This is a genomic window from Bacillus sp. FSL W8-1202, from assembly GCF_038006165.1.
Classification (GTDB): Bacteria; Bacillota; Bacilli; order Bacillales; family Bacillaceae; genus Bacillus; species Bacillus subtilis.
In genome coordinates, this window is sequence record NZ_JBBOUR010000001.1 from 1,189,279 (window position 1) to 1,214,785 (window position 25,507).

Annotated in this window: 32 protein-coding genes; all 32 read left to right on the forward strand. The window is 42.8% G+C overall.

The genetic code is table 11. The features are described from left to right. Positions 1-142: 142 nt before the first annotated feature. A complete protein-coding gene (rpoB, locus tag NSQ09_RS06165; protein WP_009966326.1) occupies positions 143-3,724 on the forward strand; it encodes a DNA-directed RNA polymerase subunit beta in 3,582 nt (1,193 codons plus the stop codon). Positions 3,725-3,785: 61 nt separating this feature from the next. Beyond that, entirely contained in the window at positions 3,786-7,385 is a 3,600-nt protein-coding gene (gene rpoC, locus NSQ09_RS06170; RefSeq protein ID WP_004399688.1) for a DNA-directed RNA polymerase subunit beta', read from the forward strand. Between the two features lie 178 nt (positions 7,386-7,563). Then, positions 7,564-7,812 (forward strand): 50S ribosomal protein L7ae-like protein, encoded by a 249-nt coding sequence (locus NSQ09_RS06175; RefSeq protein WP_003225778.1) that lies wholly within the window; start codon positions 7,564-7,566, stop codon positions 7,810-7,812. 114 nt (positions 7,813-7,926) lie between these two features. Beyond that, positions 7,927-8,343, forward strand: coding sequence for a 30S ribosomal protein S12 (gene rpsL / locus NSQ09_RS06180; protein WP_003225781.1), 417 nt, complete (start codon positions 7,927-7,929; stop codon positions 8,341-8,343). A gap of 41 nt (positions 8,344-8,384) precedes the next feature. Beyond that, positions 8,385-8,855: a 30S ribosomal protein S7 gene (gene rpsG, locus NSQ09_RS06185; RefSeq protein WP_003225784.1), complete on the forward strand. Its 471-nt coding sequence runs from the start codon at positions 8,385-8,387 to the stop codon at positions 8,853-8,855. A 53-nt stretch (positions 8,856-8,908) separates the two neighbouring features. Next, positions 8,909-10,987 carry an elongation factor G gene (gene fusA / locus NSQ09_RS06190; protein WP_017695826.1) on the forward strand — a complete coding sequence of 693 codons (2,079 nt, stop codon included), beginning with the start codon at positions 8,909-8,911 and terminating at the stop codon, positions 10,985-10,987. Between the two features lie 119 nt (positions 10,988-11,106). After that, positions 11,107-12,297 (forward strand): elongation factor Tu, encoded by a 1,191-nt coding sequence (tuf, locus tag NSQ09_RS06195; RefSeq protein ID WP_017695827.1) that lies wholly within the window; start codon positions 11,107-11,109, stop codon positions 12,295-12,297. Positions 12,298-12,395: 98 nt separating this feature from the next. Then, a complete protein-coding gene (locus NSQ09_RS06200) occupies positions 12,396-13,352 on the forward strand; it encodes an alpha/beta fold hydrolase (protein WP_237983828.1) in 957 nt (318 codons plus the stop codon). Positions 13,353-13,588: 236 nt separating this feature from the next. Further along, positions 13,589-13,897 (forward strand): 30S ribosomal protein S10, encoded by a 309-nt coding sequence (gene rpsJ, locus NSQ09_RS06205; protein ID WP_003156464.1) that lies wholly within the window; start codon positions 13,589-13,591, stop codon positions 13,895-13,897. 39 nt (positions 13,898-13,936) lie between these two features. Further along, positions 13,937-14,566, forward strand: coding sequence for a 50S ribosomal protein L3 (gene rplC, locus NSQ09_RS06210; RefSeq protein ID WP_004399671.1), 630 nt, complete (start codon positions 13,937-13,939; stop codon positions 14,564-14,566). Positions 14,567-14,593: 27 nt separating this feature from the next. Continuing rightward, positions 14,594-15,217, forward strand: a complete 624-nt coding sequence (gene rplD, locus NSQ09_RS06215) for a 50S ribosomal protein L4 (RefSeq protein WP_004399658.1) — start codon at positions 14,594-14,596, stop codon at positions 15,215-15,217. Beyond that, complete coding sequence (gene rplW, locus NSQ09_RS06220) at positions 15,217-15,504, forward strand: 50S ribosomal protein L23 (RefSeq protein WP_003156467.1); 288 nt, start codon at positions 15,217-15,219, stop codon at positions 15,502-15,504. Before rplD ends, rplW begins: the two co-directional genes overlap by 1 nt. A 31-nt stretch (positions 15,505-15,535) precedes the next feature. Next, a complete protein-coding gene (gene rplB, locus NSQ09_RS06225; RefSeq protein ID WP_003225795.1) occupies positions 15,536-16,369 on the forward strand; it encodes a 50S ribosomal protein L2 in 834 nt (277 codons plus the stop codon). Positions 16,370-16,426: 57 nt separating this feature from the next. After that, positions 16,427-16,705 (forward strand): 30S ribosomal protein S19, encoded by a 279-nt coding sequence (gene rpsS / locus NSQ09_RS06230; protein ID WP_003156472.1) that lies wholly within the window; start codon positions 16,427-16,429, stop codon positions 16,703-16,705. A 16-nt stretch (positions 16,706-16,721) separates the two neighbouring features. After that, positions 16,722-17,063, forward strand: a complete 342-nt coding sequence (rplV, locus tag NSQ09_RS06235; RefSeq protein WP_003156475.1) for a 50S ribosomal protein L22 — start codon at positions 16,722-16,724, stop codon at positions 17,061-17,063. Positions 17,064-17,066: 3 nt separating this feature from the next. After that, the gene (gene rpsC / locus NSQ09_RS06240; protein WP_003235068.1) at positions 17,067-17,723 is read left to right on the forward strand and encodes a 30S ribosomal protein S3; all 657 of its coding nucleotides are present in this window, start codon (positions 17,067-17,069) and stop codon (positions 17,721-17,723) included. A 1-nt stretch (position 17,724) separates the two neighbouring features. Next, a complete protein-coding gene (gene rplP / locus NSQ09_RS06245) occupies positions 17,725-18,159 on the forward strand; it encodes a 50S ribosomal protein L16 (protein ID WP_003225801.1) in 435 nt (144 codons plus the stop codon). Further along, positions 18,149-18,349: a 50S ribosomal protein L29 gene (rpmC, locus tag NSQ09_RS06250; RefSeq protein ID WP_003156482.1), complete on the forward strand. Its 201-nt coding sequence runs from the start codon at positions 18,149-18,151 to the stop codon at positions 18,347-18,349. Before rplP ends, rpmC begins: the two co-directional genes overlap by 11 nt. 22 nt (positions 18,350-18,371) lie before the next feature. Continuing rightward, the gene (gene rpsQ, locus NSQ09_RS06255) at positions 18,372-18,635 is read left to right on the forward strand and encodes a 30S ribosomal protein S17 (protein WP_003225804.1); all 264 of its coding nucleotides are present in this window, start codon (positions 18,372-18,374) and stop codon (positions 18,633-18,635) included. Positions 18,636-18,675: 40 nt separating this feature from the next. After that, positions 18,676-19,044: a 50S ribosomal protein L14 gene (gene rplN, locus NSQ09_RS06260; protein ID WP_003225805.1), complete on the forward strand. Its 369-nt coding sequence runs from the start codon at positions 18,676-18,678 to the stop codon at positions 19,042-19,044. Positions 19,045-19,080: 36 nt separating this feature from the next. Beyond that, positions 19,081-19,392: a 50S ribosomal protein L24 gene (rplX, locus tag NSQ09_RS06265; protein WP_003156486.1), complete on the forward strand. Its 312-nt coding sequence runs from the start codon at positions 19,081-19,083 to the stop codon at positions 19,390-19,392. A gap of 26 nt (positions 19,393-19,418) precedes the next feature. Further along, positions 19,419-19,958 carry a 50S ribosomal protein L5 gene (rplE, locus tag NSQ09_RS06270; protein WP_003225809.1) on the forward strand — a complete coding sequence of 180 codons (540 nt, stop codon included), beginning with the start codon at positions 19,419-19,421 and terminating at the stop codon, positions 19,956-19,958. A 22-nt stretch (positions 19,959-19,980) separates the two neighbouring features. Further along, positions 19,981-20,166, forward strand: coding sequence for a 30S ribosomal protein S14 (gene rpsN / locus NSQ09_RS06275; protein ID WP_003156488.1), 186 nt, complete (start codon positions 19,981-19,983; stop codon positions 20,164-20,166). Between the two features lie 31 nt (positions 20,167-20,197). Continuing rightward, the gene (gene rpsH, locus NSQ09_RS06280) at positions 20,198-20,596 is read left to right on the forward strand and encodes a 30S ribosomal protein S8 (RefSeq protein WP_003241998.1); all 399 of its coding nucleotides are present in this window, start codon (positions 20,198-20,200) and stop codon (positions 20,594-20,596) included. A 29-nt stretch (positions 20,597-20,625) separates the two neighbouring features. Then, positions 20,626-21,165, forward strand: coding sequence for a 50S ribosomal protein L6 (rplF, locus tag NSQ09_RS06285; protein ID WP_004399690.1), 540 nt, complete (start codon positions 20,626-20,628; stop codon positions 21,163-21,165). A 32-nt stretch (positions 21,166-21,197) separates the two neighbouring features. Continuing rightward, positions 21,198-21,560, forward strand: coding sequence for a 50S ribosomal protein L18 (gene rplR / locus NSQ09_RS06290; protein WP_003225816.1), 363 nt, complete (start codon positions 21,198-21,200; stop codon positions 21,558-21,560). A 24-nt stretch (positions 21,561-21,584) separates the two neighbouring features. Further along, positions 21,585-22,085 (forward strand): 30S ribosomal protein S5, encoded by a 501-nt coding sequence (gene rpsE, locus NSQ09_RS06295; RefSeq protein WP_003328273.1) that lies wholly within the window; start codon positions 21,585-21,587, stop codon positions 22,083-22,085. Positions 22,086-22,098: 13 nt separating this feature from the next. Then, the gene (gene rpmD / locus NSQ09_RS06300; RefSeq protein WP_003156497.1) at positions 22,099-22,278 is read left to right on the forward strand and encodes a 50S ribosomal protein L30; all 180 of its coding nucleotides are present in this window, start codon (positions 22,099-22,101) and stop codon (positions 22,276-22,278) included. A gap of 30 nt (positions 22,279-22,308) precedes the next feature. Then, on the forward strand, positions 22,309-22,749 hold the full coding sequence (rplO, locus tag NSQ09_RS06305; protein ID WP_003225819.1) for a 50S ribosomal protein L15: 441 nt from the start codon (positions 22,309-22,311) through the stop codon (positions 22,747-22,749). Position 22,750: 1 nt separating this feature from the next. Further along, a complete protein-coding gene (gene secY / locus NSQ09_RS06310) occupies positions 22,751-24,046 on the forward strand; it encodes a preprotein translocase subunit SecY (RefSeq protein ID WP_004399662.1) in 1,296 nt (431 codons plus the stop codon). Between the two features lie 54 nt (positions 24,047-24,100). Then, entirely contained in the window at positions 24,101-24,754 is a 654-nt protein-coding gene (locus NSQ09_RS06315) for an adenylate kinase (protein WP_003241987.1), read from the forward strand. Then, positions 24,751-25,497 carry a type I methionyl aminopeptidase gene (map, locus tag NSQ09_RS06320; protein WP_003225828.1) on the forward strand — a complete coding sequence of 249 codons (747 nt, stop codon included), beginning with the start codon at positions 24,751-24,753 and terminating at the stop codon, positions 25,495-25,497. The genes NSQ09_RS06315 and map overlap by 4 nt, the downstream gene beginning before the upstream one ends. Positions 25,498-25,507: the final 10 nt, after the last annotated feature.

The following is a 25,507-nucleotide window of genomic DNA, read 5'->3' on the forward strand; positions in this document are numbered from 1 at the left end:
TGCTAATAAAATCGGTATTTGTTTTTGGATGTGGTTTTCTTAATTAGAAACCCTTTTTTCTTTTGTCTTGTAAAAGTATTTTCTTTCTTTGGAAGAAATGCTTATTACACATATAATACGCATGATTTGAGGGGTGAATCAGTTGACAGGTCAACTAGTTCAGTATGGACGACACCGCCAGCGCAGAAGCTATGCTCGCATTAGCGAAGTGTTAGAATTACCAAATCTCATTGAAATTCAAACCTCTTCTTATCAGTGGTTTCTTGATGAGGGTCTTAGAGAGATGTTTCAAGACATATCACCAATTGAGGATTTCACTGGTAACCTCTCTCTTGAGTTCATTGATTATAGTTTAGGTGAGCCTAAATATCCTGTAGAGGAATCAAAAGAACGTGATGTGACTTACTCAGCTCCGCTAAGAGTGAAGGTTCGTTTAATTAACAAAGAAACTGGAGAGGTAAAAGACCAAGATGTCTTCATGGGTGATTTCCCTATTATGACAGATACAGGTACTTTTATCATTAACGGTGCGGAACGCGTTATCGTTTCCCAGCTTGTTCGGTCTCCAAGTGTATATTTCAGTGGTAAAGTAGACAAAAACGGTAAAAAAGGTTTTACCGCAACTGTCATTCCAAACCGTGGCGCATGGTTAGAATACGAAACTGATGCGAAAGATGTTGTTTATGTCCGCATTGATCGCACACGTAAGTTGCCGGTTACGGTTCTTTTGCGTGCTCTCGGCTTCGGCTCCGATCAAGAGATTCTTGATCTCATAGGAGAAAACGAATACCTGCGAAATACGCTTGATAAAGATAACACAGAAAACAGCGACAAAGCGTTGCTGGAAATTTACGAGCGTCTCCGTCCTGGAGAGCCGCCTACAGTAGAAAATGCGAAAAGCTTGCTTGATTCTCGTTTCTTTGACCCGAAACGATACGATCTTGCCAATGTAGGACGCTATAAAATTAATAAAAAACTTCATATTAAGAATCGCCTCTTCAATCAGAGACTTGCTGAAACGCTTGTTGATCCTGAAACAGGAGAAATCCTTGCTGAAAAAGGCCAGATTCTTGATAGAAGAACACTTGATAAAGTACTGCCATACTTAGAAAACGGAATCGGTTTTAGAAAGCTGTATCCGAATGGCGGCGTTGTTGAAGATGAAGTGACTCTTCAATCAATTAAAATCTTTGCTCCGACTGATCAAGAAGGAGAACAGGTTATTAATGTAATCGGCAATGCTTACATCGAAGAAGAGATTAAAAACATCACGCCTGCTGATATTATTTCTTCAATCAGCTACTTCTTCAACCTGCTGCACGGAGTAGGCGACACAGATGATATCGATCATCTTGGAAACCGCCGTTTACGTTCTGTAGGCGAGCTTCTCCAGAACCAATTCCGTATCGGTTTAAGCCGTATGGAGCGTGTGGTTCGTGAGAGAATGTCAATTCAAGATACGAATACAATTACGCCTCAGCAACTGATCAATATTCGTCCTGTTATTGCGTCCATTAAAGAGTTCTTTGGAAGCTCACAGCTTTCTCAATTCATGGATCAGACGAACCCGCTTGCTGAATTAACGCACAAGCGTCGTCTGTCTGCATTAGGACCGGGCGGATTGACACGTGAGCGTGCCGGAATGGAAGTGCGTGACGTTCACTACTCCCACTATGGCCGTATGTGTCCGATTGAAACGCCTGAGGGCCCGAACATCGGTTTGATCAACTCACTATCATCTTATGCAAAAGTAAACCGTTTTGGCTTTATTGAAACGCCATATCGCCGCGTTGACCCTGAAACAGGGAAGGTAACGGGCAGAATCGATTACTTAACTGCTGATGAAGAGGATAACTATGTTGTCGCTCAAGCGAATGCTCGTCTTGATGACGAAGGCGCCTTTATTGATGACAGCATCGTAGCTCGTTTCCGCGGGGAGAACACCGTTGTTTCCAGAAATCGTGTAGACTACATGGATGTATCACCTAAGCAGGTTGTATCTGCTGCGACAGCATGTATCCCGTTCTTAGAAAACGATGACTCCAACCGTGCCCTCATGGGAGCGAACATGCAGCGTCAGGCTGTGCCTTTGATGCAGCCGGAAGCGCCATTTGTTGGAACTGGTATGGAATACGTATCAGGAAAAGACTCTGGTGCCGCTGTTATTTGTAAACACCCTGGTATCGTTGAACGCGTAGAAGCGAAAAACGTTTGGGTTCGCCGTTATGAAGAAGTAGACGGTCAAAAAGTAAAAGGAAACCTGGATAAATACAGCCTGCTGAAATTTGTCCGCTCTAACCAAGGTACGTGCTACAACCAGCGTCCGATCGTAAGTGTCGGCGATGAAGTGGTAAAAGGAGAAATCCTTGCTGACGGTCCTTCTATGGAGCTTGGTGAACTTGCACTTGGCCGTAACGTAATGGTCGGCTTCATGACATGGGATGGCTACAACTATGAGGATGCCATCATCATGAGTGAACGCCTAGTGAAGGATGATGTTTATACATCTATCCACATTGAAGAATACGAATCAGAAGCACGTGATACGAAACTTGGACCTGAAGAAATCACTCGCGATATTCCAAACGTCGGTGAAGATGCGCTTCGCAATCTTGATGACCGCGGAATCATCCGTATTGGGGCAGAAGTAAAAGACGGAGATCTTCTTGTTGGTAAAGTAACGCCTAAAGGCGTAACTGAACTGACCGCAGAAGAACGCCTTCTTCACGCCATCTTTGGCGAGAAAGCCCGCGAGGTTCGTGATACTTCTCTTCGTGTGCCTCATGGCGGCGGCGGAATTATCCATGACGTTAAAGTCTTCAACCGTGAAGACGGAGACGAACTTCCTCCAGGTGTTAACCAGTTAGTACGCGTATATATCGTTCAGAAACGTAAGATTTCTGAAGGAGATAAAATGGCCGGTCGTCACGGTAACAAAGGTGTTATCTCTAAGATTCTTCCTGAAGAGGATATGCCTTACCTTCCTGACGGCACACCAATTGATATCATGCTTAACCCGCTGGGCGTACCATCACGTATGAACATCGGGCAGGTATTAGAACTTCACATGGGTATGGCCGCTCGTTACCTTGGCATTCACATTGCATCTCCTGTATTTGACGGAGCGCGAGAAGAGGATGTCTGGGAAACACTTGAAGAAGCCGGCATGTCTCGTGACGCCAAAACAGTGCTTTACGACGGACGTACTGGAGAGCCGTTTGATAACCGTGTATCTGTCGGTATCATGTACATGATCAAACTGGCTCACATGGTTGACGATAAACTTCATGCACGCTCTACAGGTCCTTACTCACTTGTTACGCAGCAGCCTCTTGGCGGTAAAGCGCAATTTGGCGGACAGCGTTTTGGTGAGATGGAGGTTTGGGCACTTGAAGCTTACGGTGCGGCTTACACTCTTCAAGAAATTCTGACTGTTAAGTCTGATGACGTAGTTGGACGTGTGAAAACATACGAAGCCATCGTTAAAGGCGACAATGTTCCTGAACCAGGTGTTCCGGAATCATTCAAAGTATTAATCAAAGAACTTCAAAGCTTAGGTATGGATGTCAAAATCCTTTCTGGTGATGAAGAAGAAATAGAAATGAGAGATTTAGAAGACGAAGAAGATGCGAAACAAGCTGACGGCCTGGCATTATCAGGTGATGAAGAGCCGGAAGAAACAGCATCTGCAGACGTTGAACGCGATGTAGTAACAAAAGAATAATCTCTAGTTATAAAGGCAAGTGACATCGGTTAATCCGAAGATAAAAAGGGAGGTAGGCCCCTTGCTAGATGTGAACAATTTTGAGTATATGAACATCGGTCTTGCTTCACCAGATAAAATCCGTTCATGGTCTTTTGGTGAAGTGAAAAAGCCTGAAACGATAAACTATCGTACGTTAAAACCTGAAAAGGACGGTCTATTCTGCGAACGCATTTTCGGACCTACTAAGGACTGGGAATGTCATTGCGGGAAGTACAAGCGAGTTCGTTATAAAGGCGTAGTTTGTGACCGCTGCGGAGTCGAAGTAACACGGGCTAAAGTCCGTCGTGAGAGAATGGGGCACATTGAACTGGCTGCCCCAGTTTCCCACATTTGGTATTTCAAAGGTATTCCAAGCCGTATGGGTCTTGTGCTGGATATGTCACCTCGTGCTTTAGAAGAAGTCATTTACTTTGCTTCTTACGTTGTAACTGATCCAGCGAATACACCGCTTGAAAAGAAACAGCTTCTGTCTGAGAAAGAATATCGTGCTTATCTTGATAAATACGGTAATAAATTCCAAGCATCTATGGGTGCTGAAGCAATTCATAAACTTCTTCAAGATATCGATCTTGTAAAAGAAGTTGATATGTTAAAAGAAGAGCTAAAAACTTCACAAGGACAACGCCGTACTCGTGCGATCAAACGTCTTGAAGTTTTAGAAGCCTTCCGTAACTCAGGAAACAAGCCTTCTTGGATGATCCTTGATGTGCTTCCTGTTATTCCTCCGGAGCTTAGACCGATGGTTCAGCTAGATGGCGGACGTTTTGCGACTTCTGATTTGAATGACCTTTATCGTCGTGTCATCAACCGTAACAATCGTTTGAAACGCCTTTTGGACCTTGGTGCGCCTAGCATCATCGTTCAAAACGAAAAGCGTATGCTTCAAGAGGCTGTCGATGCCCTAATTGACAACGGCCGCCGCGGACGCCCTGTAACAGGTCCTGGTAACAGACCGTTAAAATCTCTTTCTCACATGCTGAAAGGGAAGCAAGGCCGTTTCCGTCAAAACCTTCTTGGTAAACGTGTCGATTACTCCGGACGTTCTGTAATCGTTGTTGGTCCTCATTTGAAAATGTACCAATGCGGATTACCGAAGGAAATGGCGCTTGAACTTTTCAAACCTTTCGTTATGAAAGAACTTGTTGAAAAAGGTCTTGCTCATAACATTAAGAGTGCGAAACGCAAAATTGAGCGCGTGCAGCCTGAAGTTTGGGATGTACTAGAATCAGTTATTAAGGAGCACCCGGTACTGCTGAACCGTGCCCCTACACTTCACAGATTAGGTATCCAGGCGTTTGAACCAACGCTTGTTGAAGGACGCGCAATCCGTCTTCACCCGCTCGTATGTACAGCTTACAACGCTGACTTTGACGGTGACCAAATGGCGGTTCACGTACCATTATCTGCTGAAGCACAAGCTGAAGCACGCATCTTGATGCTTGCTGCTCAAAACATCTTGAACCCTAAAGATGGTAAACCGGTTGTAACACCGTCTCAGGATATGGTACTAGGTAACTATTACCTGACACTTGAGCGTGCAGGTGCTGTCGGTGAAGGTATGGTCTTCAAGAATACAGACGAAGCGCTTCTTGCTTATCAAAACGGATATGTTCACCTTCATACGAGAGTAGCTGTTGCAGCTAACTCACTTAAGAATGTGACATTTACCGAAGAACAGCGCTCAAAATTGTTAATTACAACTGTCGGTAAGCTTGTTTTCAATGAAATTCTTCCGGAATCATTCCCTTACATGAATGAACCAACGAAGAGCAACATTGAAGAGAAAACACCTGACCGTTTCTTCTTAGAAAAAGGTGCTGACGTTAAAGCTGTTATCGCACAGCAGCCAATCAATGCGCCGTTTAAAAAAGGCATTCTGGGAAAAATCATCGCGGAAATCTTTAAACGATTCCATATTACGGAAACGTCTAAAATGCTTGACCGCATGAAAAACCTAGGTTTCAAATATTCAACAAAAGCTGGTATTACAGTTGGGGTTTCTGACATCGTCGTACTCGATGATAAACAAGAAATTCTTGAAGAAGCGCAAAGCAAAGTTGACAACGTTATGAAGCAGTTCCGCCGCGGTCTTATCACTGAAGAAGAACGCTATGAGAGAGTCATCTCTATCTGGAGTGCTGCAAAAGACGTTATCCAAGGCAAACTGATGAAATCACTTGATGAACTCAACCCGATCTACATGATGAGTGATTCTGGTGCCCGTGGTAACGCATCTAACTTTACGCAGCTTGCCGGAATGCGCGGCCTGATGGCCAACCCGGCTGGACGTATCATTGAGTTGCCGATCAAATCAAGTTTCCGTGAAGGTCTGACAGTATTGGAGTACTTTATCTCCACACACGGTGCGCGTAAAGGTCTTGCCGATACCGCTCTTAAAACTGCTGACTCAGGTTACCTTACACGCCGTCTCGTTGACGTTGCGCAGGATGTTATCATCCGTGAAACTGATTGCGGAACTGACCGAGGCATTCTTGCTAAGCCTCTTAAAGAAGGAACTGAAACAATTGAGCGCTTAGAAGAACGCTTAATCGGACGTTTTGCAAGAAAACAAGTGAAGCACCCTGAAACAGGTGAAGTGCTTGTGAATGAAAACGAACTGATCGATGAAGATAAAGCACTGGAGATTGTCGAAGCCGGCATTGAAGAAGTGTGGATCCGTTCTGCCTTCACATGTAATACGCCTCATGGTGTATGTAAACGATGCTATGGCCGAAATCTTGCAACTGGCTCCGATGTTGAAGTCGGTGAAGCTGTCGGAATCATTGCTGCCCAATCAATCGGTGAGCCTGGTACACAGTTAACAATGCGTACATTCCATACAGGCGGGGTTGCCGGAGACGATATCACACAGGGTCTTCCGCGTATCCAAGAGCTTTTCGAAGCGCGTAATCCGAAAGGTCAGGCAACAATTACAGAAATCGACGGTACTGTCGTTGAGATCAATGAAGTTCGTGATAAGCAACAGGAAATTGTGGTTCAAGGCGCAGTGGAAACACGTTCTTATACGGCACCTTACAACTCCCGCCTGAAAGTAGCGGAAGGAGATAAAATTACTCGAGGCCAAGTACTGACAGAAGGTTCAATCGATCCGAAAGAACTTCTTAAAGTGACTGACCTGACGACTGTTCAAGAGTATCTTCTCCATGAGGTTCAAAAGGTTTACCGTATGCAGGGTGTTGAAATCGGTGATAAACACGTAGAAGTAATGGTTCGCCAGATGCTTCGCAAAGTACGCGTAATTGATGCCGGTGACACTGATGTGCTTCCTGGTACATTGCTTGATATTCACCAATTTACTGAAGCGAACAAAAAGGTATTGCTTGAAGGCAATCGACCTGCTACAGGCCGTCCTGTCTTACTCGGTATTACAAAAGCATCTCTTGAAACTGATTCATTCTTATCTGCTGCTTCCTTCCAGGAAACAACACGTGTCCTTACAGATGCAGCGATCAAAGGTAAGCGTGACGAGCTTCTCGGCTTGAAAGAGAATGTTATCATCGGTAAGCTTGTTCCAGCTGGTACAGGAATGATGAAATACCGTAAAGTAAAACCAGTATCAAATGTTCAGCCGACTGACGATATGGTCCCGGTTGAATAACTGATTTCATTCTGCTGAAAGACTGCAAAAACAGTCTTTCAGCAGATATATTTATGAAAAAGTCACTCTATGAGAAGAACAAATCTAAAAAATGTCATACCTTGTTGACATTCGTCTCCTAGAATGATAATATAACCAAGGTGCTCGAAATAAACCTGTTACTTTGGAGGATATGTTTATGTCTTATGATAAAGTATCACAGGCCAAATCAATTATTATTGGTACGAAGCAAACAGTGAAAGCTCTAAAGCGAGGTTCAGTAAAGGAAGTAGTCGTTGCAAAAGACGCAGATCCGATACTCACGTCAAGTGTTGTTTCACTTGCTGAAGATCAAGGTATCTCTGTCTCAATGGTTGAATCCATGAAAAAGCTCGGCAAAGCCTGCGGAATTGAGGTAGGAGCAGCCGCTGTTGCCATTATTTTATAACGTACTTTTGTTTTTGCGTAAGATTCCATCTTGTGTAAAGACATTGTTTTTTTGCCTTTTGATGAACCACCTGGGTATGTGGGTTATAAAACGTAATGAAGGGAGGAAAAATTCATGCCTACAATTAATCAGCTAATTCGCAAAGGACGCGTGAGTAAAGTAGAAAACTCAAAGTCTCCTGCACTTAACAAAGGATACAACAGCTTTAAAAAAGAGCACACTAACGTATCTTCTCCACAAAAACGCGGGGTATGTACTCGTGTTGGTACAATGACACCGAAAAAACCGAACTCAGCACTTCGTAAATATGCTCGTGTTCGTTTGACTAACGGAATCGAGGTTACTGCTTACATTCCTGGTATCGGTCACAACCTGCAAGAGCACAGTGTTGTACTTATCCGCGGCGGACGTGTAAAAGACTTACCAGGGGTACGTTACCACATCGTTCGTGGTGCGCTTGATACTGCTGGAGTTGAAAACCGTGCACAAGGCCGTTCTAAATACGGTACGAAAAAACCTAAAGCAAAATAATATACGAAAATACGCATAATTGATGAAGGGAGGATATTCAGATGCCACGTAAAGGTCCTGTAGCAAAAAGAGATGTTTTACCAGATCCGATTTACAACTCTAAGCTTGTATCTCGTCTAATCAACAAAATGATGATCGATGGTAAAAAAGGTAAGTCTCAAACAATCCTATACAAGTCATTCGATATCATTAAAGAACGTACTGGCAATGATGCAATGGAGGTTTTCGAACAAGCATTGAAAAACATCATGCCTGTACTTGAAGTAAAAGCACGCCGTGTAGGTGGTGCGAACTACCAAGTTCCTGTAGAAGTTCGCCCTGAACGTCGTACGACTCTTGGACTTCGCTGGTTAGTTAACTACGCTCGTCTTCGCGGAGAAAAAACGATGGAAGAGCGTTTAGCTAACGAAATCCTTGACGCAGCTAACAACACTGGTGCTGCTGTTAAGAAACGTGAAGACACTCATAAGATGGCTGAAGCAAACAAAGCATTTGCTCACTATCGCTGGTAGTATTTATAGATTAACAAAACACAATTTCCTAATAAGGAAGGAGAAATTACCCAATGGCAAGAGAGTTCTCCTTAGAAAAAACTCGTAATATCGGTATCATGGCTCACATTGATGCCGGTAAAACGACTACTACAGAACGTATCTTGTTCTATACTGGTCGTATCCACAAAATTGGTGAAACTCATGAAGGAGCTTCACAAATGGACTGGATGGAGCAGGAACAAGAACGTGGTATCACAATCACTTCCGCTGCGACAACTGCACAGTGGAAAGGATACCGCGTAAACATCATCGACACTCCAGGACACGTAGACTTCACAGTTGAAGTTGAACGTTCTCTTCGTGTACTTGATGGTGCTGTTGCTGTACTTGACGCGCAATCAGGCGTTGAGCCTCAAACAGAAACTGTTTGGCGTCAGGCAACAACTTATGGAGTACCGCGTATCGTTTTTGTTAACAAAATGGACAAAATCGGTGCAGACTTCCTTTACTCTGTAGGAACTTTAAGAGACCGTCTTCAAGCAAACGCTCATGCAATTCAATTGCCGATCGGTGCTGAAGATAACTTCGAAGGTATCATCGACCTTGTAGAAAACGTTGCGTATTTCTACGAAGATGACCTCGGAACTCGTTCTGATGCAAAAGAGATCCCTGAAGAGTACAAAGAGCAAGCTGAAGAGCTTCGCAACAGCCTTATTGAAGCTGTATGTGAGCTTGATGAAGAGCTTATGGATAAGTACCTTGAGGGTGAAGAAATCACAATTGACGAGTTAAAAGCAGGAATTCGTAAAGGTACATTAAATGTTGAATTCTACCCTGTTCTTGTTGGTTCTGCCTTCAAAAACAAAGGTGTTCAACTAGTACTTGATGCTGTTCTTGACTACCTTCCTGCACCAACTGACGTTGCTGCAATCAAAGGTACACGTCCTGATACAAATGAAGAGATTGAGCGTCATTCTTCTGACGAAGAGCCATTCTCTGCATTAGCATTTAAAGTTATGACTGACCCTTACGTTGGTAAGTTGACGTTCTTCCGTGTGTACTCTGGAACACTTGATTCTGGTTCATACGTGAAAAACTCTACTAAAGGCAAACGTGAGCGTGTTGGACGTATTCTTCAAATGCACGCTAACAGCCGTGAAGAAATCTCTACTGTATACGCAGGGGATATCGCAGCTGCTGTAGGTCTAAAAGATACAACTACTGGAGATACTCTATGTGATGAGAAGGATCTTGTTATCCTTGAGTCAATGGAATTCCCAGAACCAGTTATCGACGTTGCTATTGAGCCTAAATCAAAAGCTGACCAAGATAAAATGGGTATCGCTTTAGCGAAACTTGCTGAAGAAGATCCTACATTCCGTACTCAAACAAACCCAGAAACTGGCCAAACGATCATCTCTGGTATGGGTGAACTTCACCTTGATATCATTGTTGACCGTATGAAACGCGAATTTAAAGTAGAAGCCAATGTTGGTGCTCCTCAAGTTGCGTACCGTGAAACATTCCGTACCGGTGCAAAAGTTGAAGGTAAATTCGTACGTCAGTCTGGTGGACGCGGTCAGTTCGGACACGTTTGGATCGAATTCGAACCAAACGAAGAAGGCGCTGGCTTTGAATTTGAAAATGCGATTGTCGGTGGGGTCGTTCCTCGTGAATATATCCCAGCTGTTCAAGCAGGTCTGGAAGAGGCACTTGAAAATGGTGTACTAGCAGGCTTCCCGCTTATCGACATTAAAGCTAAACTTTTCGACGGTTCTTACCATGATGTTGACTCAAACGAAATGGCATTTAAAGTTGCTGCTTCTATGGCATTGAAAAATGCAGTCAGCAAATGTAACCCAGTTCTTCTTGAACCAATCATGAAAGTGGAAGTGGTTATTCCAGAAGAATACATGGGAGATATCATGGGTGATATCACTTCACGTCGCGGACGCGTAGAAGGTATGGAAGCACGCGGTAACGCTCAAGTTGTTCGCGCTATGGTTCCTCTTGCTGAAATGTTCGGTTACGCTACTGCACTTCGTTCTAATACGCAAGGTCGCGGTACGTTCACTATGCACATGGATCACTACGAAGAAGTGCCGAAGAGCGTCGCAGAAGAAATTATCAAAAAAAATAAAGGCGAATAATTGATTTTGCCTCTTAACTCAAGTATAACTACTATTGTAAGATGAGGAAGTGAAAGCTTTCTTTCACTTCCTATCACTCTATACATTACTAATTAAAAGCTCTTAAGGAGGATTTTAGAATGGCTAAAGAAAAATTCGACCGTTCCAAATCACATGCCAATATTGGTACAATTGGACACGTTGACCATGGTAAAACAACTTTAACTGCTGCTATCACAACAGTACTTCATAAGAAATCTGGTAAAGGTACAGCTATGGCGTACGATCAAATTGATGGTGCTCCAGAAGAACGCGAGCGTGGTATCACAATCTCTACTGCACACGTTGAGTACGAAACTGAAACTCGTCACTATGCACACGTTGACTGCCCAGGACACGCTGACTATGTTAAAAACATGATCACTGGTGCTGCGCAAATGGACGGAGCTATCCTTGTAGTATCTGCTGCTGATGGCCCAATGCCACAAACTCGTGAGCACATCCTTCTTTCTAAAAACGTTGGTGTACCATACATCGTTGTATTCTTAAACAAATGCGACATGGTAGACGACGAAGAGCTTCTTGAACTAGTTGAAATGGAAGTTCGCGATCTTCTTAGCGAATACGACTTCCCTGGTGATGATGTACCAGTAATCAAAGGTTCTGCTCTTAAAGCTCTTGAAGGTGACGCTGAGTACGAAGCGAAAATCTTCGAACTTATGGATGCGGTTGATGAGTACATCCCAACTCCAGAACGCGACACTGAAAAACCATTCATGATGCCAGTTGAGGACGTATTCTCAATCACTGGTCGTGGTACAGTTGCTACTGGCCGTGTAGAACGCGGACAAGTTAAAGTCGGTGACGAAGTTGAAATCATCGGTCTTCAAGATGAGAACAAGAAAACAACTGTTACAGGTGTTGAAATGTTCCGTAAGCTTCTTGATTACGCTGAAGCTGGTGATAACATTGGTGCCCTTCTTCGCGGAGTATCTCGTGAAGAAATCCAACGTGGTCAAGTACTTGCTAAACCAGGTACAATCACTCCACACAGCAAATTCAAAGCTGAAGTTTACGTTCTTTCTAAAGAAGAGGGTGGACGTCATACTCCATTCTTCTCTAACTACCGTCCTCAGTTCTACTTCCGTACAACTGACGTAACTGGTATCATCCATCTTCCAGAAGGCGTAGAAATGGTTATGCCTGGAGATAACACTGAAATGAACGTTGAACTTATTTCTACAATCGCTATCGAAGAAGGAACTCGTTTCTCTATTCGTGAAGGCGGACGTACTGTTGGTTCAGGCGTTGTTTCTACAATCACTGAGTAATAGTATGATTTTAAACGAGACCCCTGCGGGTCTCGTTTTTTGTTTGCTTATCTTTTTCTTGTATAATAGGATCTATCATATTCGAGGGGTTAATATTTATGATTCCTGAAAAGAAATCAATCGCAATCATGAAAGAACTAAGCATTGGAAATACAAAGCAAATGCTGATGATTAATGGAGTTGACGTAAAAAATCCATTGCTGCTTTTTTTACATGGCGGGCCGGGAACGCCGCAAATCGGATATGTTAGACATTATCAAAAAGAGCTGGAACGGTATTTTACAGTAGTTCATTGGGATCAGAGAGGATCTGGGCTTTCTTATTCTAAGCGAATTTCGCATCACTCTATGACAATAAATCACTTCATTAAAGATACAATCCAAGTCACTCAATGGCTTTTAGCTCATTTTTCAAAATCAAAACTTTACCTAGCCGGTCATTCTTGGGGGTCAATACTGGCGCTTCATGTTCTGCAGCAGTGTCCTGATTTATTTTACGCGTATTATGGAATCAGCCAGGTTGTTAACCCTCACGATGAAGGATCAACTGCTTATCAACATATTCGTGAAATTTCTGTATCAAAAAAAGCCAGCATATTATCTTTCCTCATACGTTTCATTGGTGCTCCGCCATGGAAGCAGGATATCCAGCACCTTATCTATCGGTTTTGTGTCGAGCTAAGCAGGGGAGGATTCACTCGCCGTCATCGTCAATCTCTAGCTGTAATATTTCAAATGCTTACTGGCAATGAGTATGGAGTGCGGAACATGCACAGCTTCCTTAATGGATTGCGCTTCAGTAAAAAACATTTAACTGATGAGTTGTACCGGTTTAATGCTTTTACATCAGTTCCTTCTATTAAAGTACCGTGTGTTTTCATTTCAGGGAAACATGACTTAATTGTTCCTGCTGAAATATCGAAACAGTATTATCAAGAACTTGAGGCACCCGAAAAGCGCTGGTTTCAATTTGAGAACTCAGCTCACACCCCGCATATTGAGGAGCCGTCATTATTCGCGAACACATTAAGTCGGCATGCACGACACCATTTATGATAGATCCTTGATAAATAAGAAAAACCCCTGTATAATAAAAAAAGTGTGCAAACCATGCATATTTTAAATAAGTCTTGCAACATGCGCCTATTTTCTGTATAATGGTGTATGTTGGTCTTTGACTGCGATGAAGTGAGAGGTTGCTGACACACCCGGCCGCTTTGCCATGGCAAGGTGTTCAGGTTTTTCTCACGGAGAACTGTCTAACGTGATGTAGGCGAAAAGGAGGGAAAATAATGGCAAAACAAAAAATTCGTATTCGTTTGAAAGCATATGATCATAGAATCCTTGATCAATCTGCAGAGAAGATTGTTGAAACGGCAAAACGTTCTGGTGCCAGCGTATCTGGTCCGATTCCGTTGCCAACTGAAAAATCAGTTTACACAATCCTTCGTGCGGTGCACAAATACAAAGATTCTCGTGAGCAATTTGAAATGCGTACACATAAACGTTTAATCGACATTGTGAACCCAACACCACAAACTGTTGATGCTCTTATGCGATTAGACTTACCATCTGGTGTCGATATCGAAATTAAACTTTAATTCTAAAATATAGAATGATCTTAATAGGAGGTGTGACGAATGACCAAAGGAATCTTAGGAAGAAAAATTGGTATGACGCAAGTATTCGCTGAGAATGGTGATCTTATTCCGGTAACTGTTATCGAGGCTGCTCCAAACGTTGTTCTTCAAAAGAAAACAGCTGAAAACGACGGTTACGAAGCAATCCAGCTTGGTTTTGACGACAAGCGTGAAAAGCTTTCTAACAAACCTGAAAAAGGGCACGTTGCAAAAGCGGAAACTGCTCCTAAGCGCTTCGTTAAAGAATTACGCGGAGTGGAAATGGATGCGTATGAAGTTGGTCAGGAAGTCAAGGTTGAAATTTTCTCTGCTGGAGAAATCGTAGATGTAACAGGAGTATCTAAAGGTAAAGGTTTCCAAGGTGCGATCAAGCGCCACGGACAATCTCGCGGACCTATGTCTCACGGTTCACGCTACCACCGTCGTCCTGGTTCAATGGGACCTGTAGATCCTAACCGTGTATTCAAAGGTAAATTATTACCTGGACGTATGGGCGGAGAGCAAATCACTGTTCAAAACCTTGAAATCGTAAAAGTTGATGCAGAACGCAATCTTCTTTTGATCAAAGGTAACGTACCTGGTGCGAAGAAATCTTTAATCACTGTTAAAAGTGCTGTTAAATCTAAATAATTCTCTTAGGAAAGGAGGAAATTGATTATGCCAAAAGTAGCATTATACAACCAAAACGGTTCTACTGCTGGTGACATCGAATTAAACGCTTCTGTATTTGGTATCGAACCAAATGAGAGTGTTGTATTCGACGCTATTCTTATGCAAAGAGCTTCCTTACGTCAAGGAACTCACAAAGTAAAAAATCGTTCTGAAGTACGCGGCGGAGGTCGTAAACCATGGCGTCAAAAAGGTACTGGACGTGCCCGTCAAGGTTCAATCCGTTCACCGCAATGGCGCGGAGGTGGTGTCGTATTCGGCCCAACACCACGCAGCTATTCTTATAAATTACCTAAAAAAGTTCGCCGCTTGGCAATCAAATCAGTATTGTCTTCTAAAGTGATCGACAACAACATCATCGTTCTTGAAGATCTTACTCTTGATACGGCTAAAACAAAAGAAATGGCAGCTATCCTTAAAGGATTATCTGTTGAGAAAAAAGCTTTAATCGTAACTGCGGATGCAAACGAAGCAGTAGCATTATCTGCTCGTAACATTCCTGGAGTTACTGTTGTTGAAGCTAATGGAATCAACGTTTTAGACGTTGTCAACCACGAGAAGCTTCTGATTACAAAAGCAGCGGTTGAAAAAGTAGAGGAGGTGCTTGCATAATGAAAGATCCTCGTGATGTTCTAAAGCGCCCCGTCATTACTGAACGTTCTGCCGATTTAATGACTGAAAAAAAATATACTTTTGAAGTTGATGTAAGAGCTAACAAAACAGAAGTGAAAGACGCGGTTGAAAGCATCTTTGGAGTGAAAGTTGACAAAGTCAACATCATGAACTACAAAGGCAAATCAAAACGTGTTGGACGCTACACTGGTATGACTAGCCGTCGCAGAAAAGCGATCGTAAAACTTACTGCAGACAGCAAAGAAATCGAAATTTTTGAAGCTTAATTATCTGTAAAAAGAAGGAGGGAAATTCAAAATGGCGATTAAAAAGTATAAACCGACTTCTAATGGACGTCGTGGCATGACAACTTCAGATTTTGCTGAAATCACGACTGACAAGCCGGAAAAATCCTTGCTTGCTCCCCTTCACAAAAAAGGCGGACGTAACAACCAAGGTAAATTGACTGTACGTCACCAAGGTGGCGGACATAAACGCCAATACCGTGTTATCGACTTCAAACGCGATAAAGATGGTATACCTGGACGCGTTGCTACAGTTGAATACGATCCAAACCGTTCAGCTAACATCGCTCTAATCAACTATGCAGACGGAGAAAAACGTTACATTCTTGCTCCTAAAGGAATTCAAGTAGGTACTGAAATCATGTCAGGTCCTGAAGCTGACATTAAAGTAGGTAATGCACTTCCACTTATCAACATCCCTGTTGGTACAGTTGTGCATAACATTGAATTAAAACCTGGTAAAGGCGGACAGCTTGTACGTTCAGCTGGTACATCTGCTCAGGTTCTTGGTAAAGAAGGTAAATACGTTCTTGTACGTCTTAACTCTGGTGAAGTTCGCATGATCCTTTCTGCTTGCCGTGCTTCTATCGGTCAAGTAGGTAACGAACAGCATGAACTTATCAACATTGGTAAAGCTGGACGTTCTCGCTGGAAAGGCATCCGTCCTACAGTTCGTGGTTCTGTAATGAACCCTAACGATCACCCACACGGTGGTGGTGAAGGACGTGCGCCAATCGGACGTAAATCACCAATGTCTCCATGGGGCAAACCAACTCTTGGATTCAAGACTCGTAAGAAAAAGAACAAATCCGATAAATTTATCGTACGTCGTCGTAAAAATAAATAACGGGGTTGTCTACGGTTCTTTTCGGACCGTAGTGCAATCACGAAGGGAGGTTCCAAAATGGCTCGCAGCTTAAAAAAAGGACCATTTGTCGATGGACACTTGATGACTAAAATCGAGAAATTAAATGAAACAGACAAGAAACAAGTCGTAAAAACTTGGTCTCGTCGTTCTACTATTTTCCCACAGTTTATTGGTCACACAATCGCAGTCTATGACGGACGTAAACACGTGCCTGTATTCATCTCTGAAGATATGGTAGGGCACAAGTTGGGTGAATTCGCTCCAACTCGTACGTACAAAGGTCATGCTAGTGATGACAAAAAAACAAGACGCTAAGAGAGGAGGCTTTTAAATGCAAGCTAAAGCTGTTGCAAGAACAGTCCGTATTGCTCCTCGTAAAGCACGTCTAGTAATGGACCTGATTCGAGGCAAGCAAGTAGGTGAGGCAGTATCAATCTTGAACCTTACACCAAGAGCTGCTTCTCCAATTATCGAGAAAGTATTAAAATCCGCTATTGCAAATGCTGAGCATAACTATGAAATGGACGCTAACAACCTGGTTATTTCTCAAGCATTCGTTGACGAAGGCCCTACGTTAAAAAGATTCCGCCCACGTGCTATGGGACGTGCGAGCCAAATCAACAAACGTACGAGCCACATTACAATCGTTGTATCAGAAAAGAAGGAGGGATAAGTAGTGGGTCAAAAGGTAAATCCAGTCGGTCTTCGTATCGGAGTCATTCGTGATTGGGAATCTAAGTGGTACGCTGGTAAAGATTACGCTGACTTCCTGCACGAAGATTTAAAAATTCGTGAATACATTAGCAAACGCCTTTCTGACGCTTCTGTTTCTAAAGTAGAAATCGAGCGTGCAGCAAACCGCGTTAACATTACGATCCACACAGCTAAGCCTGGTATGGTTATCGGTAAAGGCGGTTCTGAAGTCGAAGCACTTCGCAAAGCCCTTAACAGCCTTACTGGCAAGCGTGTACACATTAACATTCTTGAAATCAAAAGAGCAGATCTTGATGCACAGCTAGTTGCTGACAACATCGCTCGTCAATTAGAAAACCGTGTTTCTTTCCGCCGTGCGCAGAAACAACAAATCCAACGTACTATGCGTGCTGGAGCACAAGGTGTGAAAACAATGGTTTCTGGTCGTCTTGGCGGTGCAGATATCGCTCGTTCTGAATACTACAGTGAAGGAACTGTTCCATTGCACACATTACGTGCGGACATTGACTATGCAACATCTGAAGCTGATACTACTTACGGTAAGCTTGGTGTAAAAGTCTGGATCTATCGTGGAGAGGTTCTTCCTACTAAGAAGAAAAATGAGGAAGGAGGAAAATAATATGTTATTACCAAAACGCGTTAAATATCGCAGAGAGCATCGCGGAAAAATGCGTGGCCGTGCGAAAGGCGGTACTGAAGTACATTTCGGAGAATTCGGTATCCAAGCTCTTGAAGCTTCTTGGATTACTAACCGTCAAATCGAAGCTGCACGTATTGCGATGACTCGTTACATGAAACGTGGCGGTAAAGTTTGGATCAAAATTTTCCCTTCTAAACCTTACACTGCTAAACCACTTGAGGTACGTATGGGATCCGGTAAAGGGGCTCCAGAAGGTTGGGTAGCTGTTGTAAAACCGGGCAAAGTTTTATTTGAAATTTCTGGTGTGTCTGAAGAGGTTGCTCGTGAAGCGCTTCGCCTTGCATCTCACAAATTGCCAATTAAAACGAAGTTCGTAAAACGTGAAGAAATTGGTGGTGAATCAAATGAAAGCTAATGAAATTCGTGACCTTACCACTGCTGAAATTGAACAAAAAGTAAAGTCTCTTAAAGAAGAACTTTTCAATCTTCGCTTTCAATTAGCGACAGGACAACTTGAAAATACTGCTCGCATTCGTGAAGTGCGCAAAGCTATCGCGCGCATGAAAACTGTGATTCGTGAAAGAGAAATTGCTGCTAATAAATAATCACTGAGGGGAGGTCGTGAGCATGAGCGAACGTAACCAACGCAAAGTTTACCAAGGCCGTGTTGTTTCTGACAAAATGGATAAAACCATTACTGTTGTTGTTGAGACATACAAAAAACATACACTTTACGGTAAACGCGTAAAATACTCAAAAAAATTCAAAGCACATGATGAAAATAATCAAGCTAAAATCGGTGACATCGTTAAGATCATGGAAACTCGTCCATTGTCTGCAACTAAGCGTTTCCGTCTAGTTGAAGTTGTCGAAGAAGCTGTTATTATCTAATAAAGTTCGGAATTCTTTTTCCGAAGGGAGGTAACAAATAATGATTCAACAAGAGACTCGTTTAAAAGTAGCTGACAACTCTGGCGCACGTGAAGTACTTACTATTAAAGTTCTTGGTGGTTCTGGACGTAAAACAGCTAACATTGGTGATGTAATTGTTTGCACGGTTAAACAAGCAACACCAGGAGGCGTTGTCAAAAAAGGTGAAGTCGTAAAAGCTGTTATCGTTCGCACTAAAAGCGGAGCGCGCAGAAGTGACGGTTCATACATCAGCTTCGATGAGAATGCATGTGTTATCATCCGTGACGACAAGAGCCCACGCGGAACTCGTATCTTCGGACCAGTTGCTCGTGAATTGCGTGAAAACAACTTTATGAAAATTGTTTCTCTAGCTCCAGAAGTTATCTAATGAAATAAATGCCTTACTCAAGGAGGTGCGATCAGGATGCATGTAAAAAAAGGCGATAAAGTTATGGTTATCTCTGGTAAAGATAAAGGCAAACAAGGAACAATCCTTGCTGCTTTCCCTAAAAAGGACCGCGTTTTAGTTGAAGGTGTTAACATGGTAAAGAAACACTCTAAACCAACTCAAGCTAACCCTCAAGGCGGTATTTCTAATCAAGAGGCGCCAATTCATGTATCAAACGTTATGCCGCTCGATCCTAAAACAGGTGAAGTGACTCGCGTAGGATACAAAGTGGAAGATGGCAAAAAAGTTCGTGTAGCAAAAAAATCTGGGCAAGTTCTAGATAAATAGTATTAAAAGGAAGGGAGGTCTATCTCATGAACCGCCTTAAAGAAAAGTACAATAAAGAAATTGCACCTGCTTTAATGACTAAGTTCAACTATGATTCAGTCATGCAAGTGCCTAAAATCGAAAAAATCGTAATCAACATGGGTGTTGGTGACGCTGTTCAAAACGCCAAAGCAATCGACAGTGCTGTTGAAGAATTAACGTTTATCGCAGGTCAAAAACCTGTCGTTACTCGTGCGAAGAAATCAATTGCTGGATTCCGTCTTCGTGAGGGAATGCCTATCGGTGCGAAAGTAACTCTTCGCGGAGAGCGCATGTATGATTTCCTTGATAAACTTATTTCTGTATCTTTACCGCGTGTACGTGACTTCCGCGGGGTTTCTAAAAAATCTTTCGACGGTCGCGGTAACTACACACTTGGTATCAAAGAACAGTTAATCTTCCCTGAAATTGACTACGATAAAGTAACAAAGGTTCGCGGAATGGACATCGTTATCGTAACAACTGCTAATACTGACGAAGAAGCTCGTGAGCTATTAACTCAAGTAGGTATGCCGTTCCAGAAATAATCAATGAAAGGGAGGCGAAATCGTGGCTAAAAAGTCTATGATTGCGAAACAACAACGTACACCAAAGTTTAAAGTACAAGAGTACACACGCTGTGAACGCTGCGGACGTCCGCATTCAGTCATTCGTAAATTTAAACTTTGCCGTATTTGTTTCCGTGAGCTTGCATATAAAGGACAAATTCCTGGCGTGAAAAAAGCCAGCTGGTAATCCCCAAGAAAGGGAAGGAGGTAATTATATAATGGTTATGACAGATCCAATTGCAGATATGCTAACTCGTATTCGCAATGCAAACATGGTACGTCATGAGAAGCTTGAAATTCCTGCTTCTAAATTGAAAAGAGAAATTGCTGAAATTTTAAAGCGTGAAGGTTTCATTCGTGACGTTGAGTTCGTAGAAGACAGCAAACAAGGTATTATCCGCGTTTTCTTGAAATACGGACAAAACAACGAGCGCGTTATCACTGGTCTTAAAAGAATCAGCAAGCCTGGTTTGCGTGTTTATGCTAAATCAAATGAAGTACCTCGCGTACTTAACGGTCTTGGAATCGCGATTATTTCTACATCACAAGGTGTTTTAACGGACAAAGAAGCCCGTGCAAAACAAGCTGGTGGAGAAGTTCTAGCATACGTTTGGTAAGAAGTTTAACATGAATGGAGGTGTTTGGTATGTCTCGTGTAGGTAAGAAGCTACTTGAGATTCCTTCTGATGTTACAGTAACGTTAAATGATAACAACACTGTAGCTGTGAAAGGACCAAAAGGAGAATTAACTCGTACGTTTCACCCTGATATGGAGATTAAAGTAGAGGACAATGTGCTTACAGTCGCTCGTCCTTCTGATCAAAAAGAGCACCGTGCCCTGCATGGTACGACTCGTAGTCTGCTTGGCAACATGGTTGAAGGTGTATCTAAAGGATTTGAAAGAGGTTTGGAATTAGTCGGTGTCGGTTACCGTGCTTCTAAATCCGGAAATAAACTTGTTTTAAACGTTGGATACTCTCATCCTGTTGAGATCGTTCCTGAAGAAGGCATCGAAATCGAAGTTCCTTCTCAAACAAAAGTAGTTGTAAAAGGTACAGACAAAGAACGCGTAGGAGCTATTGCTGCTAACATCCGCGCTGTACGTTCTCCAGAGCCTTACAAAGGTAAAGGAATCCGCTACGAAGGTGAAGTTGTTCGCCGTAAAGAAGGTAAATCTGCTAAGTAAGATCGCTTAAAGTGAAGAAAGGAGTGACCTAGATGATTACGAAAACTAGCAAAAATGCTGCTCGTCTTAAAAGACACGCTCGTGTTCGCGCTAAACTTTCCGGTACTGCTGAAAGACCGCGCCTGAACGTTTTCCGTTCTAACAAGCACATTTACGCTCAAATCATCGATGATGTAAATGGTGTAACACTTGCTAGTGCATCTACTCTCGATAAAGACTTGAACGTTGAAAGCACTGGAGATACTTCTGCTGCTACTAAAGTTGGAGAATTAGTTGCAAAACGCGCTGCTGAAAAAGGCATTTCTGACGTAGTATTTGACCGTGGCGGATACTTATACCATGGACGTGTAAAAGCTTTGGCTGATGCCGCTCGTGAAGCTGGACTTAAATTTTAATAAAAGAAGGAGGGACACATGATTATGCGTCGTATTGACCCAAGCAAATTAGAGTTAGAAGAACGCTTAGTTACGGTTAACCGCGTAGCGAAAGTTGTTAAAGGTGGTCGTCGTTTCCGCTTCGCAGCTCTAGTCGTTGTCGGTGACAAAAACGGACACGTAGGATTCGGTACTGGTAAAGCACAAGAAGTACCAGAAGCGATCCGCAAAGCTGTTGAAGATGCGAAAAAGAATTTGATTGAAGTACCAATGGTTGGAACTACAATTCCACACGAAATCATCGGACGTTTCGGTGCAGGTAACATCTTGTTAAAACCTGCTTCTGAAGGTACTGGAGTTATCGCTGGAGGCCCTGTACGTGCGGTACTTGAGCTAGCTGGTGTAGCTGATATCCTTTCTAAGTCTTTAGGTTCTAACACACCGATCAACATGATTCGTGCAACACTTCAAGGTTTAAGTGAACTTAAACGTGCTGAAGACGTTGCGAAGCTTCGTGGAAAATCTGTAGAAGAACTGTTAGGATAAGGAGGGAACATTAATGGCTAAATTAGAAATTACCCTCAAACGAAGTGTAATCGGTCGCCCGGAAGACCAACGCGTTACTGTAAGAACACTTGGTTTAAAGAAAACAAACCAAACTGTTGTTCATGAAGACAACGCTGCGATCCGTGGTATGATTAATAAAGTATCTCATTTAGTTTCTGTTAAAGAACAATAAAAATATTTGATCGGATAAGGAGGTGTCCTAATGAAACTTCATGAATTAAAACCTTCAGAAGGTTCACGCAAAACGCGTAATCGCGTAGGTCGTGGTATTGGTTCTGGCAACGGTAAAACAGCTGGTAAAGGTCACAAAGGTCAAAACGCTCGTTCTGGCGGCGGTGTACGCCCTGGATTCGAGGGGGGACAAATGCCTTTATTCCAACGTCTTCCTAAACGCGGTTTCACTAACATCAACCGCAAGGAATACGCTGTAGTCAACCTAGACAAATTGAACGGTTTTGCAGAAGGAACGGAAGTCACTCCTGAACTTCTTCTAGAGACTGGTGTTATTAGCAAACTTAATGCAGGAGTAAAGATTCTTGGCAACGGTAAATTAGAGAAAAAATTAACTGTAAAAGCCAATAAATTCTCTGCTTCTGCGAAAGAAGCTGTTGAAGCTGCTGGCGGTACAGCTGAGGTGATCTAACTTGTTTAAAACAATCTCCAACTTTATGCGTGTGAGTGATATCAGGAATAAAATCATATTCACTTTACTCATGCTTATCGTCTTTCGCATAGGTGCGTTTATTCCTGTGCCTTACGTTAACGCTGAAGCGTTACAGGCGCAGTCTCAAATGGGTGTTTTTGATCTCCTTAATACATTTGGCGGCGGTGCGCTTTACCAATTTTCCATTTTCGCAATGGGAATTACTCCTTATATCACGGCTTCGATCATCATTCAGCTGCTTCAGATGGATGTTGTACCGAAGTTTACCGAGTGGTCTAAGCAAGGTGAAGTTGGCCGCCGTAAATTAGCTCAGTTCACAAGGTACTTTACGATTGTGCTTGGTTTCATCCAAGCGTTAGGTATGTCATATGGATTCAACAATCTGGCAAACGGTATGCTGATCGAAAAATCCGGTGTATCGACATATCTTATCATTGCTTTAGTACTCACTGGCGGAACTGCCTTTTTAATGTGGCTTGGGGAACAAATTACTTCTCATGGAGTAGGCAACGGAATATCGATCATTATCTTCGCGGGGATTGTGTCTAGTATTCCAAAAACAATTGGGCAAATATATGAGACTCAATTTGTCGGTAGCAACGATCAGTTGTTTATTCATATTGTGAAAGTCGCACTTCTTGTGATTGCGATTTTAGCAGTTATTGTTGGAGTTATTTTCATTCAGCAAGCCGTACGGAAAATTGCGATTCAATATGCTAAAGGCACAGGTCGTTCACCTGCTGGCGGGGGTCAGTCTACACACCTTCCATTGAAAGTGAATCCTGCAGGGGTTATTCCGGTAATCTTTGCGGTTGCGTTTTTGATAACGCCGCGGACGATCGCGTCATTCTTTGGAACAAACGATGTGACAAAGTGGATTCAAAACAACTTTGATAATACGCATCCGGTGGGTATGGCGATATATGTTGCGTTGATTATTGCCTTTACGTACTTTTATGCTTTTGTACAGGTAAACCCTGAACAAATGGCTGATAACCTTAAAAAACAGGGTGGCTATATCCCGGGGGTTCGTCCAGGGAAAATGACTCAAGATAGAATTACGAGCATTTTGTATCGACTTACGTTTGTGGGTTCTATATTCTTAGCCGTGATTTCCATTCTTCCTATCTTTTTCATTCAATTCGCTGGATTGCCTCAAAGTGCACAAATTGGCGGAACATCTTTGTTAATTGTTGTCGGGGTAGCCTTGGAGACAATGAAACAACTAGAAAGCCAGTTGGTGAAACGAAACTACCGTGGATTTATGAAAAACTAGAGGAAATGGATTTATCCATTCCCTCTTAATAAAGAGAGGACGGGGGAAATCCGAATGAACTTAGTCTTAATGGGGCTTCCTGGTGCCGGTAAAGGTACACAGGGCGAACGAATTGTTGAGGATTATGGGATTCCTCATATCTCAACAGGAGATATGTTCCGTGCTGCTATGAAAGAAGAAACACCACTCGGACTCGAAGCAAAATCTTATATTGATAAGGGAGAGCTCGTACCTGACGAAGTCACAATCGGAATTGTAAAAGAGAGACTTGGCAAAGATGATTGTGAAAGAGGTTTTCTTCTGGACGGATTTCCGCGAACAGTCGCTCAAGCCGAAGCTCTTGAAGAAATTCTTGAGGAATACGGCAAGCCGATTGATTATGTCATTAACATTGAAGTCGACAAAGACGCTCTTATGGAACGTCTGACTGGACGCAGAATTTGCAGTGTTTGCGGCACAACCTATCATTTAGTCTTTAATCCGCCGAAAACGCCGGGTATTTGTGATAAAGACGGAGGCGAACTCTATCAACGGGCAGATGATAATGAGGAAACCGTCTCTAAACGGCTTGAGGTAAACATGAAGCAAACTCAGCCTTTACTTGATTTCTATTCAGAGAAAGGTTATCTTGCAAACGTGAATGGCCAACAGGACATTCAAGACGTTTATGCAGATGTGAAGGATCTTCTTGGAGGATTAAAAAAATGATTATCTGTAAAACCCCACGTGAACTTGGTATCATGCGGGAAGCAGGGCGAATCGTGGCTTTAACTCATGAAGAGTTAAAAAAGCACATTAAACCAGGAATCTCGACAAAAGAATTGGATCAAATTGCCGAACGTTTTATTAAGAAGCAGGGTGCAATCCCATCTTTTAAGGGGTATAATGGGTTTCGCGGGAGCATTTGCGTATCAGTTAATGAAGAACTCGTTCACGGCATACCTGGCAGCAGGGTGCTGAAGGACGGTGACATCATCAGTATTGATATCGGTGCTAAATTAAATGGTTATCATGGTGACTCTGCATGGACATATCCGGTAGGAAACATCAGCGATGATGACAAAAAACTTCTGGAAGTGACAGAGGAGTCTTTATATAAAGGCTTGCAGGAAGCAAAACCAGGTGAACGTTTGTCGAATATTTCCCACGCAATACAAACGTATGTCGAAAATGAGCAGTTTTCAGTTGTTAGGGAGTATGTCGGACATGGTGTTGGTCAAGACTTGCATGAGGACCCGCAAATTCCTCATTACGGTCCGCCCAACAAAGGACCACGGCTTAAACCTGGCATGGTTCTCGCTATTGAACCTATGGTGAACGCTGGCAGCCGCTACGTGAAAACATTGGCTGATAACTGGACGGTTGTAACGGTAGATGGGAAAAAGTGTGCTCATTTTGAACATACGATTGCGATTACGGAAACGGGTTTTGATATACTGACAAGAGTCTAGATGATGAAAA